General features: G+C 45.7%; 10 protein-coding genes and 1 other RNA gene. 5 read left to right on the forward strand and 6 right to left on the reverse strand.

Features of this window, described 5'->3' with window-relative positions; genetic code table 11:
• Window positions 1-87: 87 nt before the first annotated feature.
• The 3 genes from K7G70_RS14790 to K7G70_RS14800 all read right to left on the reverse strand — a co-directional run bounded on the left by K7G70_RS14790 (window position 88) and on the right by K7G70_RS14800 (window position 3886).
• Window positions 88-1578: a S8 family serine peptidase gene (locus tag K7G70_RS14790; RefSeq protein ID WP_223789432.1), complete on the reverse strand. Its 1491-nt coding sequence runs from the start codon at window positions 1576-1578 to the stop codon at window positions 88-90.
• Window positions 1579-3270: a S8 family serine peptidase gene (locus K7G70_RS14795; protein WP_223789433.1), complete on the reverse strand. Its 1692-nt coding sequence runs from the start codon at window positions 3268-3270 to the stop codon at window positions 1579-1581.
• Between the two features lie 304 nt (window positions 3271-3574).
• On the reverse strand, window positions 3575-3886 hold the full coding sequence (locus K7G70_RS14800; protein WP_223789434.1) for a hypothetical protein: 312 nt from the start codon (window positions 3884-3886) through the stop codon (window positions 3575-3577).
• Window positions 3887-4235: 349 nt separating this feature from the next.
• Here K7G70_RS14800 and K7G70_RS14805 point away from each other — a divergent pair, with 349 nt between their 5' ends.
• On the forward strand, window positions 4236-4880 hold the full coding sequence (locus tag K7G70_RS14805) for a response regulator transcription factor (protein WP_223789435.1): 645 nt from the start codon (window positions 4236-4238) through the stop codon (window positions 4878-4880).
• A gap of 21 nt (window positions 4881-4901) precedes the next feature.
• Window positions 4902-8078 carry a sensor histidine kinase gene (locus tag K7G70_RS14810; RefSeq protein ID WP_223789436.1) on the forward strand — a complete coding sequence of 1059 codons (3177 nt, stop codon included), beginning with the start codon at window positions 4902-4904 and terminating at the stop codon, window positions 8076-8078.
• A gap of 245 nt (window positions 8079-8323) precedes the next feature.
• Here the strand turns inward: K7G70_RS14810 and K7G70_RS14815 are convergent, their stop codons facing one another.
• The 3 genes from K7G70_RS14815 to ssrA all read right to left on the reverse strand — a co-directional run bounded on the left by K7G70_RS14815 (window position 8324) and on the right by ssrA (window position 12976).
• On the reverse strand, window positions 8324-8818 hold the full coding sequence (locus tag K7G70_RS14815; RefSeq protein ID WP_223789437.1) for an alpha/beta fold hydrolase: 495 nt from the start codon (window positions 8816-8818) through the stop codon (window positions 8324-8326).
• 169 nt (window positions 8819-8987) lie between these two features.
• On the reverse strand, window positions 8988-12026 hold the full coding sequence (locus tag K7G70_RS14820) for a hypothetical protein (RefSeq protein ID WP_223789438.1): 3039 nt from the start codon (window positions 12024-12026) through the stop codon (window positions 8988-8990).
• A 597-nt stretch (window positions 12027-12623) separates the two neighbouring features.
• Window positions 12624-12976, reverse strand: a transfer-messenger RNA (tmRNA) gene (ssrA, locus tag K7G70_RS14825).
• 276 nt (window positions 12977-13252) lie between these two features.
• Here ssrA and K7G70_RS14830 point away from each other — a divergent pair.
• The 3 genes from K7G70_RS14830 (at window position 13253) to K7G70_RS14840 (ending at window position 16429) form a co-directional block, all read left to right on the forward strand.
• Window positions 13253-13561: a hypothetical protein gene (locus tag K7G70_RS14830; protein WP_223789439.1), complete on the forward strand. Its 309-nt coding sequence runs from the start codon at window positions 13253-13255 to the stop codon at window positions 13559-13561.
• 129 nt (window positions 13562-13690) lie between these two features.
• Window positions 13691-13960 carry a hypothetical protein gene (locus tag K7G70_RS14835; RefSeq protein ID WP_223789440.1) on the forward strand — a complete coding sequence of 90 codons (270 nt, stop codon included), beginning with the start codon at window positions 13691-13693 and terminating at the stop codon, window positions 13958-13960.
• Window positions 13961-14068: 108 nt separating this feature from the next.
• A complete protein-coding gene (locus K7G70_RS14840) occupies window positions 14069-16429 on the forward strand; it encodes a TonB-dependent receptor (RefSeq protein WP_223789441.1) in 2361 nt (786 codons plus the stop codon).
• Window positions 16430-16474 lie beyond the last annotated feature (45 nt).

The raw sequence follows: 16474 nt of genomic DNA on the forward strand, positions 1-16474 counted from the left end.
TATTGTTGTTTGCAATTTTCATTGTTTAAAACAGTTAAAAACCTTCTCGGAGAAATTCAACCCTCTTGAATCAATGTTTTGAATGTCTTACCAATTGATGTTTTCCATATTGGGCATGGGGCCTATGGGTTTTTCCAATGCTGTGGTTTGAGGCTGTCCTGTTTCTTTTAACAAACTCCTCACTTGCAAAGGTGACATGATCCCTGCTACAGACATTTTTGCTTGGGCTTGGGTGCTGGCGACACAGGCTGCCACGATGGGTGTGGCTGAGGAAGTTCCTCCAAAATTAGGGCCGTATCTGCGATCTGGCCCAGCATCAAACAAGGCAACTTCATCCTCTCTCAAAAACAACAAGGCGGCAACGGATTCTCCCCAGGCGTGCAAATCGACCCGGCTACCATGGTTGGTATAACAGGTTGGTGCCCTTTCATCTGACAAGCTAGCAGCCACCCAAATGGCACCTGAGTCGTAGCTCTGCGTATCAAACATACTTTGAAAAACATTGCTGTCAAAATCAACACACCCGTTGCCAGCCGCTTCAACGACAGAGATACCTGAGGCCACCATCATACTGATCACGTCATACTCAGCTGGATAAAACTCCAGTGGGACATGATTGGCTTGAGTTGGGTTACATGGGCAATCAAATCCCAGTGCCTGAACTGTTTTGGCCACCTCAATGACGATGACATCACCAGGGTCCAGCTGATCGGCGGCTTCCAATAAGCTTTGGGCATGGGACACCCCCAGACCAACACTCCCCGCTTGTTGAAATCCAAATAGAGCTTGATGGACGCCGCCAACCAGCCCTAAACTGTTGTCTTCTGCACCCAATATCCCCAATACCGCTGTACCATGCCGCTCATCGACTGGGTTTCCAGGTGTGGTGTAAAATAAAGAAGGTAAGTCTTCATGTGTATCTCGGTAATTATTGTCGTAGACGATGACCTTGACGCCACCACCGGCACCACCCAGGTGATTCCAAGCGCTAAACATGCCCACGCCTTCTGGCGCATCACGAAAGTATCCTTGGTGCTCTACCAGTATAGGCGTCATCCCTGGAACTGCAACATTGGTTGGGCCTTGAAAACCTTCATGTGATTGATTGGGCGCTTCCAGATAGGCCACTTGTACGATACTGAGACTATTTAAGAAACTCAGCTCTTCACGGAATCTATAACCTGGGACATCTTCCGTGGATAAACTCAAGTAAGTGTTTAAATCAACCAGGTAACGGCCAGTTTCACGCATGATGCGCTGTCGTTTCCTGTCTAGTGACCGTTGATCCATGTTCAACAAAGGTTTGAAGTTCGGATGGTTGAAATGCAGCCACCTGTTGAGCTGGTCCAGTTCATTGATTTCAAACCGGCTCAAGCGCTTTGTGGCAATTAACTTGCCCCGTTGGAAACGAATACCTGTTTGATCTTTTAATTTTAGAACCAGTCTGTCATGTATTTGTTCACTTCTCGCTAGATACATCGCCATGGCTTTTGATAGGTGACCTGTTTCTCTTTGGAGTTGGCAATGTGCAGGTTGAAGCAGCATGATCAGCACAAGCAATGGTATCAAACGTTTCATTTAAAATGACTCCAATGCATATGCCAGCGCGGCGGTCAAATCAGGGTGAGAGCCAATATCTATGTCATGGTTTCCTACATTCGTCGGTATTTGTGGCGTGCCAGTGACGGCCAATGCCTCTCGCAAGGATAATGGGTCTAATCGATAACCTTTCTCAGCTAAAAAGGCGCCTTGTAAAGCAGCTACACCTCCTGCAATGATTGCTGATGCACCCGAAGTACCTCCGAAGTCGCTGCCATATTGATTGCAATAATGACCAGGATCATAAATCACCGCTCCCAATCTCGCTGTGGTTGGGATGTTTTTAGCCCAACTGTGTGTGTCTATTCGACTGCCATAGTTGGCCTTATTAAATCCGCACATGGGTGATAAGCCGTCATCCCAGCTACCAGAAACCAATATCGCACCGGAATCCCTGATGTCTCGATCAAAGCAACCACCATCACAAGTGTTGAATATGGAGTTGTCTAAACTTCTGGAGCCATTGCCGGCTGCCTCAACCACAACTGCACCATTGCCAACGGCTACTTTTATGGTATCAAATTCAGCAGGCCAGTACTCAACAGGGGTGTATTGACACGAATTATTATCCCCACAAGGACAGTCTGAATCCTGCGCCGAATAGCGTTGCAGTTCAAGCAGCACCACCCCTTGCAATGAATGCTTGGCTGCCCAGAAGATGTGGTGTGCGACATTGGCACTGCTGTAGAGAGCTGTGCCCCAATCATCAAAGATATTTTCATTATAAATTCCCCTAAACCCTATACTGACATCAGGCGCCACTCCCTTAAGCCCAATGCCATTGTCTTTGGCGCTGATGATACCCACGACCGCGTTGCCATGCTCAATGTGATGCTCATGGGTGTGGCCAATCTTTTGGAACAGTTTTTTGTGGTCACTGTGTGGCAGGTAGCCGCCTTCAATATCAATCACACGTATGTCACTGCCCTTCCCTCCGGGAAATTGGTGTAAGTCGTTGGCATTGATACCAGTGGGGGGTGTGCTCAGGTAGCCTTGATAGGTCGAAAGATCACCTGCATTTGGGTCAATGGGTGTGCCAAGGCACGAGCCCCAGGGTTCAACCGGTGTGGCATATTTATCCGTTGCCATTGGGAAAGCGATGGGCTCAGGGTAAACAATTTCAATGGATTTGAATCGATTAAAGAGTCGAATCAGCGTGGGTAGGTTAACCTCCCCTGCACGGTTGTTAAGCAATATTTGTTGGTAGGTTTGCAGTTCAGCCAGCTCCTGATTCCAATAACTTTCGGCAATGGCTACTTGGCGTTGTATCATGCGTTCAGAGGCTTGAATCATCGAACTGATTTCCAATCCATGCTCTGACAGCAATTGATTGATCCTGTTAACATCGGAGGGAATGTCTCTGTCATTCAAACGTCGTGCCCTCAGTTTTCTTGTGTTTTGGAGGTCTTGATGTATTTCAAGCGCACCGCTTCGACCAGACCTGATACCCGTTCCATCATGGAACTTGATAACGAGCCGAAGCATGTCAGCTGGCATGTCCTGTTCTGCTAACTGTGATTTGTTGTGGATATTTCGGGGCTGCAGCTCTAAGGAATGAGACGGAATGGCAAGAAAAATCAACGTGGATAAAATGAGACTCTTAATAGAAACTGTGATTAACGCATGCATTTTGTGACACCTGTAATAACTTGAGAATTTGTAGGTGGCCATGCTATGAAATCGCTGCTGTGGATTCAATCACATAAACAGGGGAGGTGTGGTGGCCGAGAAACTTTTGATGAAGAATCTTGTTTTATACAGACATGAAGCTGTTGTCGGATAAGTATGTGTTTATCAAACGGGATGTTTAACTGGCATTTATTTACCACAACTCAATAGAGTTCAAATTACGAAAACACAACGGGTCTTTTAATTCAGTTAAAACTTGAACAACCATTTTTATTTCAAAATTTACGCAGTTTCTCAAGTTTGCATTCTCAAAATTGGCTGTCAGATTAGAACCTATAGAAAAATTTTATTCGGCACGCTGGCATAACCACAAATATTCATCGGTACGGTTAAGAACATAGTGCAGGCCAGAGAAAATCTTTAACCCTCGTAAACTACTGCCGCACTCAAAATTCAAAGGTGTGCTGTTATCATTGTGAAAATCCAGTGATTGACTGCTGCACCAATCTATCACTATTTTCAGCTTATGATTTCCCTCTTGAATTTCAAAAGATTTCTCTTCGCCATTGTTTATTTTTCCTATGGCTTTATCATTCAATAACACTTGGTAAGAGCGGAATCTATCTGTCCAGCCTGAAGCCCTGCGTAAAATCATCATAAAATCCTCTCAGGATATCGTTCTTTGTAAATAAAATACAACCAACGACATCAGCTGTTGAGTATCAAAAGTCATTATTTAACCCTAGTTAGGATTCATGGAATGTCTGGTTATGGCCCAATGAAATATTGTTTGAGTAAAAAAAGGGCTTTTAACTGAAATTGCTAGAGAAGAGGAAAAATTAAAAGCCCAAAACTGTCAGCAAGCAACCATTGATCTGTTTTGGCAATGAAGTCGTACTAAAATGTTTTGCTCATCAAATTATTTATATTATTCAAAGTTATTTATGTTGACCATCCCATAGATAGGGGATGATAACTTGAGCTGTGAGTGTTATCCTTGTTTGGCTATGGCATGTAAAGTTTTTATTATCGAAGACGATCCAGTCATTTTGGGTTATCTTGAAAATGTCGTTGAGTCTTCTGAAATGTTGGAGTGTGTAAGCACCGCAAATACGGTTCAAAAAGCATTGGCACTCATTCCAAATACTGACTTTGACATTGCACTGATTGATTTGGGCCTGCCTGATGGCGATGGTACCCAACTGATTGAATACATCAGTCTTGCTTTTCCTGCCAGAATGAAACTGATCTTGAGTTCATTTTCAGATGAAATCAAAGTCATCAATGCCATCGCCAAAGGCGCCAATGGCTACTTGCTCAAAGACTCCAGTGGGATGGACATCTGTCAATCAATCATTGATGTGATTAATGGCGGCGCACCGATGAGTCCCAACATAGCTCGACACCTGTTGTCGAGGATGCAGGCGAAACCAAAACAACCGCACAACCTGACAGAAAAAGAATTGCAGGTGCTCAAATATGTCAGCAAAGGGTTCAGGTATCGAGAGGTGGCAGATTTGCTTGAAGTCAAATTCAGTACGGTGGCCTCCCATGCCAAAAACATTTACAAAAAACTCGGTGTGCAGTCCAAGAATGAAGCTGTATATGAGGCGCATCAACAAGGTATCATAGATATGGGAGATACCCACTGAAATTAACTTTTTTGTGCTCTTATGACGCTTGGTTCCATTGGTAAATTAATCGCTGTTGCATGGTTCAACCTACATTGGGTTCTTGGTGGTGCGGTTGCCAATTCATCTGAAACATTTCAATCCTTATCTCTGGCGCAGGGCTTGTCTCAATCTCGAGTGACGGCCATGATTCAAGACAGTGAAGGCTACATGTGGTTTGGTACGCAGATTGGCTTAAACCGGTTTGATGGGTATGAAATTATCAGTTATTTTCATGACCCGTTAGACCGATTGACACTGCCTGGTAACAGCGTCAGCACTTTGTTGGTCGATACTATGGAAAATATGTGGGTTGGAACCACGCACACTGGCTTGGCAAAATACCACAAAGACTCCCAATCATTTTCCAGAGTCCAGTATCCTGATTCTCCAACCAATGCCCAAAAGATGATTTATTCGATTGTTGAAGACAATGATCAAAGGTTATGGGTTGGTACCGGAGGAGGTGTATTCATCTATGATCTAAACAAGGACAGCTTCATCAAGGCTTCTGTTAAATACCCCAATTTGAGTAAGTACAATAACAGCACCATCAGGTCTCTGTTCTGTGATGAAACAGGTCACGTATGGATAGGTGCTGATTTCATGGACATGGGGGTTTTTGATGTTCAAAATTCGGTCCTGTTGCAGGCCACGCTTAAGCAAAACAGTTCAACAGAGGTCAACCAATACAGATACCATCAATTACGTCATCACAGTGATGGCAGGTTGATATTGGCGACCAACAAAGGACTCTGGTCACAAGTTGAAGATACCCTGCAGTTTCAGCCAATCACAGTTATGAGTAAGAACATGGCATCTGGAAGCGCTTTGACAGCCAGGGCTTTGCTGCTAGGTAAGACTGGTTCATTGTGGGTAGGTGCGGAAGAAGGCATGTACCAACTGGCGGAGCATGGGGGTGAATTGGTTTTGACTAGCACCAACAAATTCAATGGAAAAAACATCAAGACTGATTCTGTTCAATCCCTCTATCAAAGTACCGATGGCATCATTTGGATCGGTACAGCCGGCGGTGGCGTCAGCAAGCATTACCTCCAAAACAGATTCAAACTTTTTTCAACAGCATCAAACAGCACATATCCATTGTCTGCTGCATCGGTGTGGTCCATTGCTGAAGATCAGCAAGACAATCTGTGGGTCGGCACCAAAAATGGTGGGTTAAATAAAATTAATTTCAAAACAGAAACGGTCGAATACTTTAAACATGATCCAGAGGATGAAAATAGCCTCAGTAACAACACCATTCGGTCCATCTTGGTTGCTGAAAGTGGAGATCTTTGGATTGGAACTGATGGCGGACTCAATCATTTAAAAAAAGATGCCAGTCAATTCAGCCGATACTTACACAAGAAATCAGTTAAAACATCGATAAGTTCTGATTTAATCAGACCCGTCCTGCAAACCCGTGATGGGATGATTTGGATTGGAACAACGGGTGCTGGTTTGAACCGAATGGATCCAAGCAATCCAGGCGTATTCACAAGCTATCGTTACGATACCCTGAAACCAAATTCGTTACCGAGCAATGACATTTATCAACTTTATGAGGATCAACAGTCAAGGTTATGGGTTGCCACATTGGGTGGCGGATTGAGTTATTTTGACCGGGTTAACAATCAGTTCACCACCTTTTCAAACAACCCAGATGACACCACCAGTTTGTCTGGCAATAACGTTTTAAGCCTCACTGAAGGCCAGGGTCAATCCATTTGGATAGGTACCACCAATGGACTTAATCGACTGGACAACATTGAACAGGGTCAATTCAAGCGAATTCACATGGACATGAATATTTTGGGCATTGTTGTTTATGGATTGCTCAGTACCGACGACAACAGCATTTGGCTCAGTACCAATAAAGGCATCAGCCAATATATACCTGAACAGAACTTATTCAGAAACTATGACAGCCTAGATGGCCTGCAAAGCAATGAGTTCAATGGCGGTGCCTATCATAAGTCAAAACAAGGGGTCCTTTATTTTGGTGGTATAGAGGGGATGAACGCTTTCAAAACAACAGACATTTCGAATCAATGGTATTCCTTACCCAGTCAAATCACCGAATTTACCATTAAGACCAAACAAACCGGTGCCGATAACACCAATGTAACAGAACCAGCAATCAATTATTCAAACAGCGATGGGGTCTATGTTTTTGATGACTCATTACACAGTCTGCACCTCGAATTTTCATCTTTAAACTATGTCTCCCCAAGCAAAGTTAACTATAAATATCGCATGCTGGGTTACGAAGAGAATTGGAATGTGACCACTTCAGAAGATAGGGTGGCTATATATACAAACCTCAATCCCGGCTGGTATCATTTTCAAGTACTGTCATCAAACAGTGATGGTTCTTGGGCCAATGAAGCCACACAGTTGGCCATAAAGATTCAACCACCCTACTGGCAAAGCTGGTGGTTCTTGAGTTTGGTCATGTTGATGGCATTGCTTGTGCTGAAATATGTGCTCACCTACAGGCTCAAATCTATAACAAGACAAAATGAGAATCTGGCCAATTTAGTGAATACAAAATCTCAAAAAATTATTGCGTTTGAGAGAGAAAAAATCATTCAAAAAGAAAGACAACGAATTAATCGTGACCTGCATGACAGCATTGGAGGACAGTTAATATCCACCATCATTCAGTTAAGACAAGGAAATTACGACGAACAAGAAGTGATCAACCAAATACAAGACTCTGTCAAGGATTTAAAATACATCATGGACAGCATGGATCAAGCTGAACTGAATCTAGGCACCATTATTCAGTTTATTCTGGATAAATTTCAGAAGAAAATTGAAACCCTTGGTATGTCAATTCGCGTTTTGGCTGACGAAAGACATCTTGATATTGCATTCTTGCCTGAGCAAGCGGTGCACATTCAACACATCATCCAAGAAGCGGTTGTCAATGCTGTACGACACTCGCATGCACAATTGATTCTCATCAAAACAGAAAAAGACGGCCAGTGCTTGAAAATTTTGATTGAGGATGATGGCCAAGGCATCAATCAGTCAAATGAACCTGGTAGAGGGATATTGAATATGAAGTACAGAGTAAATAAAGTTTCGGGTCACATGCAAATCAACACCCACCCATCATTTGAAGGCACGCAACTGGTTCTCAAATTGCCCTTAACAGAATCTCGGGATTGAAACTTTCAAAGCATTTCCTCGATTAACAAATGAGTGATATTTGGATGTTGATCGCTGTTCTTTATGAGCTGAAGCGTCATGATTCATGATGGTTTGCTGATCAATTGTGTTGTTCTTGATTGTTCATTGGCCGATGAAATGTCAGCCATCAGTTGGGCATAGAAATAGTTGGGTGATTTATTCATAGGCCAATGCCCCAAACCATAAAACCTGATGTTTCTCAGGTTATTTTGGTGTAGAAAAGTTTAGCTTTCAGGCGACAAAGTTTCTTCGTTCCAATAATAAATTTTAGGACATTTGAGTTTGAGAAAATCAACCCCAGGCTGAGGATGATTTTGAATTGACTTCCCCAAAGTCCACAATGCCAGAGGGTCGGCAAATCGCAAGCCTGCAAAATAACTTTTAGGAACAATGCCCTCTGCTGTCAGGTTAAAAACTGTTTTTAAGAAATGTTGATAGAATTGATGTGGTTCTTTATAGTTAGCCGCTTGTCCTGAAAAATACGCATCTGTAGCTGATAAGTTGCCTTCAAGGCTGACCACCAAAGATGGGGCTATATGGAGTGTGCCAACTGTTTCAGTCATGATGATGCTGCCAACTGAATGACCGACCAAAACGATTCTTCTGTCTTTCGAAACACCATCAATCAGGGTACTACAAACATTGGCACAAGCTTTTATTGAGAGTCCTTCTGTTCTCGCCGGTGAAGCTCCAAAACCAGGCAGATCAAACAGTATCACCCGAAACTTTTTTTAGATTTTATGCTTATGCGCATCACGAAAGCATAAATGTGATTCACCAAACGCGGGAATGAACCACACATCAGTATCACTCTCGGCGTAATCTCCAACCCACACAGCCATGTTGTCGATCACTTTCAGCATTGATACTCAGCCACTTAAGTCCATCTCAGAGGTTATCCTGCTCCACTGGGTCACCCCAGGGAAGTCCAGCATTGATCCCTTCTGTGACGGTCTTGTCATCACATCGAGACATGTACGGAAAACCATTGTCAATCAAGGCCTTCAAGGCAATGACCTCTTGATCAGTGAGTAAAGAGGAATGGTCATAGTTTCCTGTGTAGTTTTTCCGTGGGTCTAAATCCTGGCCGGTCAGCACCCCCAATAAATAACTGGTTTGAGCGAAATCCCCTCCCCGGCCAAAGTGACTGGGGTAAGGGATATCAGTTAAAAAGTAAAGCTCGCCATTTTCATCAGGTAAAAATAAGGCTTGATAGCCGGGATCCCAAGGGGTTAATGCACCCATGGGCTGGTAAGGATTCATCGGGTCGATAAACTCATTGATGTAGTCACTGCCTTCGGTGATGATGTAATTTCTGGCAGCTGACCAAGCATACCCATAAACGCGCTCATTCACGGGAACCAATGTGTCGTAATTGTTGTTAACAACATCCGCCCACTTACTCTCCGGAACGGGATAATTGGCAATTGCAGAGTAATTTTCAGCCAGCACCAGATCACCATCAGGATTAACAGCACCATGACATGAAAGGCATTTGTCATTGATTAATGGACGAAAGAAATTTTTGAAAGTGAGTTTATGTTTGACCACTGCCGGATTTGAAACATCCACCGCTGTATTGGCTTCAGTGATGAAATCCATTCCTGTTGCCAGCTGGTCATAATTTAATATGCTAACAAATGGTGCATTCAAGGATCCATGACAGGCCGAGCACTGGGCGTTGTATTGTGATCGTTTTACTGAGGTGTCAATCACATGTCCGGGAGGTAAGGCGAAAACCCTTCTATGTTGGGCCACCATAAAACCTTGTGCATCGATGCCTTGAAACAACAACAGTTGTCCGGCCGGAACAGTCATTCTAACGGACTGATCATTGTTAAGTGGGATGTCACCGTTTTGATCACCACCTAAGTTTGTCGGAACAACATAGCGAACATAACCTGTTGCGTTGTTAATGCCCAGGTGGGTGGGATGGTCATATACATCAGTCCAAACATTCTTGCGGATGGTAATGGCATCACTGGTACATGCGTTGTTATCGATCGATTTGCTTAACACCCTGACGGCAACAATCTGATCCAATTGATTAATCAGGTTGGTTTTGTTTTGTGAATTGTTGGTAGAAAAAGACAGCCATAAGGGAAAATCGGCTATGTGAATTTGTGCCGTGTCCTGTGATTCGTCAGTCACCTTTGGTTGAATTTTTGGTGGCTGCCGTTTACCCACCCACGCAGGATACCTCAAAGCCCTCCCAGGATCAGGCGTCAATAACACGTTGGTCTGTCCTGAGTGATCAATAAGTGCCACTGCCAACTCTGGCACATAGGGCATGATGGCTGGAATCGAGCCACCATAGTTTTGCCAAAAGCCATCCGCAGAATCATCATTGGAGTAATGCGTTTTATCAGGGTGATAAGTGATCAATGCCTGACCATTGGGGGCGTAGGCCGGGTCATCATAAAATCTTGAAGTGTGACAATTGGTGCCTTCAGGTGGTGACTGACAATAGGCAAAACTTGGTTCCATTTCTGCATCAATAAAAGGATCCAGTATCTCAAAACCAGGAAATGCACTGTCCAAACCGGTGCCTGTTGTGTGGTCAGAAGAAAATGGTACAAAATGACTGATTGACCCCCTTCTCCTGCCAGTCATGCCAAGCATTCGACCATTGGCCAGTTCCATGATGCTTCCCCACATGTTGGGTCCTTGCACACGCCCAAACAAAACAGGTAATTCCATCATGCCATCGGCAGTCATTTGAATGTAACTGTGGCGATCCATTCTTTCAAGGTTCCAGACATGCAAGGCCAGGTTCCCATTCTTTAAAAAAGTCATTTCCTGTGCTGTGCCCCCTTCATTCAAATAGACACTTTGGGCATCGGTTCCTGTTAAATCCGTTGAGATGATGTTGTTGGTGTGTTCAAATCCGTGATAAGCTCGGGTACCACCCACCCCTGTCCGTGGGTCAACAGAACGGCTGCTGAAGTACACTCGCTGGTCATCTGGCGAGAAAATCGGATAGAAATCATTTTTCTTTCTCATCCTCACATGGCGATCAAAAAGTCCCCTCACACCCCAGCCGTTGCTGTCAAATAAACCCAATGGGTCTATTCTGGACACTGACCATCCCATGTGCCTATCCGCTTCAGGCCTTAAAAACCTTGGATTGATGGCCTGTCCGTCAGCCCCGATTTCAGCGATACAAATATTCCAGCTCAAATCCAACCATGGGATGTCATCTCTGTCAGGATTGAGTCGACATTCAAAAACCAACTGGTTGCCAGCGTGGTTTGCTGAAGACCTGCCAAAATCACACATGCCATCAGAGCCGCAAAAAGTACCATTCAGAAAATCGATGGGAGCACCGATCGGTTGCATGGTTGTTGGATTGATTCGCTGTAGCATCAATTTGGCACCCGTCCTTAACCCCCAGTCTGTTCGGACTGGCATTCGGTTGACAGCCCAATGCCAGGCGGGCTGATCAATGTAAGCAATGTAGGCCACCGATGCACTCATGCCACAATCGGCGCATTCAAGGTTTTTTTCGGCTTGTATCCACCGGATGATTGACTGGTAAATTTCACTGCTGGTGCTGATCAGTTCGCCACCAGCATGTGGAATCGAACGGCTGTCTGTTGTGGGCAACACTTTCGCTAATAAACGACTTTGATCAGGGGCATCCAGTGAAATCAGAGACTTGAAATTTTCATGGTTCAGTAAAGTATCTTCTTCGGTAAAATCCCCGCCACTTCTTTGCAAAGTGGTGAAACCAAATCTTTGACCCAAATGGCAACTGGAACAAGCTTCAGTCAGTTTCGGTTGCACATCGGTTTTGAAAAGACCAAATGGTGTCAGTTCAAATCCATCTTGAAAAATCGAATCAAGGTTTGCGCCTTTGCTGATGGCTTGAGTTGCAAGCAAACCAGAACAAACAAGCATTGATACCAAAAATAAGTTCTTATACATTTTTCCAATTCAACAATCAGGTTGGGTTATCTAGTCTACAGTTAACTGTAATGGCGCTGATATCAGCCTCACTTTTATCCAAATGACCAACCTTAAGGAGTCTACAGGGTTTTATCAAAGCCTCAATCACCTATTTAGGGGATACAAAAACTTACTACTGTAGGTTTTTAGCCAAACTGGCTATTACTCATTGTTTATTGTTTATTAGGTAAAGCCTGGTCTTAATCTCACAAGCGGAAGAGTGTGTATAAAGCACCAAAGAACAGTGATTTCAAAAGACAATCTTATATATCAGTTATTTGAATTAACTTTTGAAAGCTTTGTCAGGAATTTCGACCAACACTCAACTAACAGCTAAACTGAAACCATAAATCAGCGGGGTCAGAGTAACTGATTCATGGTCATTTCTTAAGGAAAACTTCGTTTTCCCGACGGCGGGAATTATGAAAGTGCTTCCTGCACTTTTACCCTTCGGGCTGCCTTCGGCATTCAAAAATGCTTTCCTGCATTTTTAGTCGAACCCCGCGTGGCGGTGGGTTCTATTCAAATCCGCCGGCTTCGCCAACAAAAAAACCGCCCGGAGGCGGTTTTCTTTGTTGGTGGAGACGGCGGGAATCGAACCCGCGTCCGCAAGCTCTCTGCTTGAGGCTCTACATGCTTAGTTTTGGCTTTTTATCTTATGTTGGTAGCTCCGCCAATCAGGATTTACCAACACCAGTTCGGATTTGATTTAACCCAACGCATCCAAACGGTACGTTGAGCGATCTTGCTGGTTATGACGGACAGTTCACGAACGCAAGAAATCGCGAGTGCCCGTTAGCAATTAAGCTGCTAAAGCGTAGTTATCGTCGTTTGCAACTATAACTTTGACACAGATATTTACGAGGTTTATGTCGCCCTCGGCATGCACCATCAAGTTTCGCAACCCACGTCGAAGCCAGGTCGTCCCCTTGAAATCAGTAGTCTTGAATATGGGGCCGAAAGGCCGTCTATTCAAGGAGCTTCATTGTATCACCGGTGGACTGAATAGCAACTGAATTCATTTCAGGGTGCTGGCCGGGCATTTGACCAGGCTGTCATCTCATTGTTTTTATTGCGCTTTTTTGATTTTTACCAGATTGTTCCAGTGCTTCTGACCTGCTTGCCCCCTGGCTTGGGTACACTGGGGCCCTGCTTTCCATCAGGGAAGCCAAAAAAAACATAATCAACATCAGAGGAGTCAACACATGAAACAATTATCTTTGGTCAAAGCGGCTTTGTTCACGGGCAGTTTGTTGTTGGGCGCGGTTTCGGCCCAAGCCGCCTGCAACGGTTGTGTCGGTACCGGTCCAGTGGACTTGGACTTGGATGACATCCGCTCTTACAGCGCGGTGGTGAAATACCGGGTTTGGTTTTACAATTCAAATGGCCAGTACACCTCTCAGGTCCAGTTTTTGACCTTGACCGGTTCCACCATGGCTTATTGTCAACAACAGTTGGCATCGGTCACCAACAGCCCAGGCGTGACCGTGGTGCAATACTGTCAAGCGGATTGATTCAGCACCCTTGATTTGACCGGCCTGCCTGGGTGTGGCTTTTGCTAAGGGCAGGTTTTTGGCTGTTTTTTTGATTTAATTGACTTTTGACCCATTGAATTTCACGGCCCGACACCTATAATTCTGGTCATGACCCACAAATGGCTGATCAGTTTTCTGTTTGTTTTTGTGCTCTCTTTGAGTGTGCATGCTGCGCATGAGCTGAATGCAGAGGAAGACGTCATCTGTGAAGTGTGTCTGCATGGCAAGTCGCAGGATGATGTTTTGCCCGTGGCCAATGCCACGTTCGATCAGCAAATCCTGCGTGCCAATCAAGTCAATCAGCTGTGGATCAATGCCTTTGTTGATGCCACGCATGCCTCTGCGGACCCCATCCGCGGCCCACCCCACTTCTCATAAATCCAACGCAATAAACAATAACCGGCTGGTGCCTGTCTCAGGCTGCTGGCTGTTTGACAATTGAGAATCTGCAGGCCACCCCTGCAGTCAGATTTATGAGAACACAACATGAAAAATTTATTGAAGGTGGCGTCCATCCTGGCATGGACCCTGCTGGCCGGCTTGGCCTACGCCCAAAACAGTCAGGCACAATCCAACCCTGACCTGCAAGGTCGGGTGATCAACGCCAAAGAACAAAACATCGCCAATGCCTTGATTCGCTTGAAAGGCACCGAACAAGCCCCGGTTTATACCGATCAACAAGGGGCATTCAGCTTCGCCGCCCTGCCCGTCGGTGAATACCAAGTCGACGTGGAAGTGTCCAACAGCAAACACTACCACACCACCATCGACCACCAAGGTGATGCGATCACCATCAACATCGACAACCTAAAGCTGGATGATTTGGTGGTGACAGCCAATCCCTTGGAACACAACCAATTGAAAATGACCACCCCGGTGGCCATCCTGACTGAAGAAGACCTGGTGGTTGACCGCGGTTTGTCATTGGACCAGACCTTGAATCAAATCAGTGGGGTGAACTCCGGCAGCTTCGGTACCGGTTCGGGTCAAATCGTGATCCGTGGACAACAAGGCCCCCGCGTGATGGTGTTGAACAACAACATCACCAATCAAGATGCCGCTGCGGTTTCACCGGATCACTGGATCACTTCTGAGCCCTTGTTGGCCAAGCAAGTGGAAGTGCTTAAAGGCCCGGCCACTTTATTGTATGGTGGTGGCGCTGTGGGCGGCTTGGTCAACGTCGTGGATGACACCATTCCCACCCAGCCATTGGATGGATTGAGTGGTGGCATTGAAGGCCGTTTTTCTGACAGTGCTGTGGGCGAACGGGCCGGTGTGTTGTCCTTGAACTATGGCTTCAATGACCAATTTGCCGCACACTTCAGTTACTTTGACAGCCAAACCGATGACTATGAAATTCCCGGTGAAGCCGAATCTGAAATCCTGCATGAAGCCGAAGGCCATGACGATGAGGAAGAAGAGGAAGAAGAATCCATGGGCATTTTGGAGAATTCTTCGGTCGACTCCAAAGGGGTGAATGTGGGCTTCTCTGTCTTCAATGACAACGGCTATTGGGGCCTGTCTTATTCTGATTTTGACCGCAATTATGGCATCCCTGGTCACGAACACGGCCATGAAGATGAGCACCACGACGATGGCATCAGCCAAACCCTGGCCGTGGCCCGAGACGATGACGACGAAGAAGAGGAAGAAGAAGAAATCGTACGCATTGATTTGGACAAATCGGTATTCAACTTGAAAGGTGTGCATCGCTTTGGCAATGGCGGCTTTTTCAACCAATTCAGAACCCACTATTCCAACACCGATTACCAGCACATTGAATTGGAAGGCGATGAAATCGGCACCGTCTTTGACAACCAGGCCGATGAGTTTCGCTTTGAGTTGGGTCACACCCATTTCGCCGGCTTTGAAGGGGTCTGGGGCTTCCAATGGTCAAACCGTGATTTTTCAGCCGTCGGTGAAGAAGCTTACATCCTGCCTTCAGAAACCCAAATCTGGAGCTTGTTCCTGGTGGAAGAGCGTGACTTTGACGGCTGGCATGGCGAATTCGGCATCCGTTATGACGACCAAACCGTGGACACTGCCTTGTTCAATGACATCACCGATTCGGCTTTGAGCGTGTCCTTGGGGGCCACGTTTGATTTGAATGAGCGTTGGACTTTGCCGGTTAACCTGACCTCGGCACAACGCTTGCCCACGGCCGAAGAATTGTTCTCCAACCAATCAGGTGCCGATGAGCTGGTGCCGCATTTGGCCACCTCAACCATCGAGATTGGTAACCCCGACTTGACCCACGAAACGTCCAACAATTTGGACTTGGGTCTGCGCTACCGCCACGACGGCTTGAGCTTCAACCTGTCGTTCTTCTACAACCAACTGGATGATTACATCTTTCTGCGAGACACCGGCTTGGAAGAAGAGGAAACCCCGATCTTTGTGTACACCCAACGCAACACCACATTCCATGGCTTTGAAACCGATTTGGGTTATGAGTTCACTGATTCTTTCAACAACCAATGGGCCTTCCGTGTGTTCGCTGACATGACTGAGGCCGAATTGAACTCGGGTGAAAATGTGCCGCGCATTCCGGCTGAGCGTTATGGGGTCAACATCGATTGGATGCGGGGCAATTGGTCGGCTTCTTTGGACCACACCCACGTCGGTCGCCAAAGCACCTTGGCCCCTTTTGAACTGCCTACCGAGGGCTATGACCTGCTGGACTTGAGCGTCAATTGGGTGCACTACACCGACCAACTGGAAACCTTGATCTTCCTTAAAGGCTCGAATTTGTTGGATGAAGAGATCCGTGATCACGCTTCATTCATCAAAGACATTGCCCCACGGCCTGGCCGCAGCATCACCGCCGGGTTCCGCCTGACTTTTTAAACACCGCCACCTGCCGCAAGCCCGTTCTGGGCTTGCGGCAGGTGG

This window comes from Marinicella meishanensis (genome assembly GCF_019931145.1).
Classification (GTDB): Bacteria; Pseudomonadota; Gammaproteobacteria; order Xanthomonadales; family Marinicellaceae; genus Marinicella; species Marinicella meishanensis.

What these genes read in the sequence shown, in the direction of transcription:
- K7G70_RS14790 (WP_223789432.1), bottom strand. Translation starts at nt 1,578, where the DNA reads ATGAAACGTTTGATACCATTGCTTGTGCTGATCATGCTGCTTCAACCT.
- K7G70_RS14795 (WP_223789433.1), bottom strand. Translation starts at nt 3,270, where the DNA reads ATGGCCACCTACAAATTCTCAAGTTATTACAGGTGTCACAAAATGCAT.
- K7G70_RS14800 (WP_223789434.1), bottom strand. Translation starts at nt 3,886, where the DNA reads ATGATGATTTTACGCAGGGCTTCAGGCTGGACAGATAGATTCCGCTCT.
- K7G70_RS14805 (WP_223789435.1), top strand. Translation starts at nt 4,236, where the DNA reads ATGGCATGTAAAGTTTTTATTATCGAAGACGATCCAGTCATTTTGGGT.
- K7G70_RS14810 (WP_223789436.1), top strand. Translation starts at nt 4,902, where the DNA reads ATGACGCTTGGTTCCATTGGTAAATTAATCGCTGTTGCATGGTTCAAC.
- K7G70_RS14820 (WP_223789438.1), bottom strand. Translation starts at nt 12,026, where the DNA reads ATGTATAAGAACTTATTTTTGGTATCAATGCTTGTTTGTTCTGGTTTG.
- K7G70_RS14830 (WP_223789439.1), top strand. Translation starts at nt 13,253, where the DNA reads ATGAAACAATTATCTTTGGTCAAAGCGGCTTTGTTCACGGGCAGTTTG.
- K7G70_RS14835 (WP_223789440.1), top strand. Translation starts at nt 13,691, where the DNA reads ATGACCCACAAATGGCTGATCAGTTTTCTGTTTGTTTTTGTGCTCTCT.
- K7G70_RS14840 (WP_223789441.1), top strand. Translation starts at nt 14,069, where the DNA reads ATGAAAAATTTATTGAAGGTGGCGTCCATCCTGGCATGGACCCTGCTG.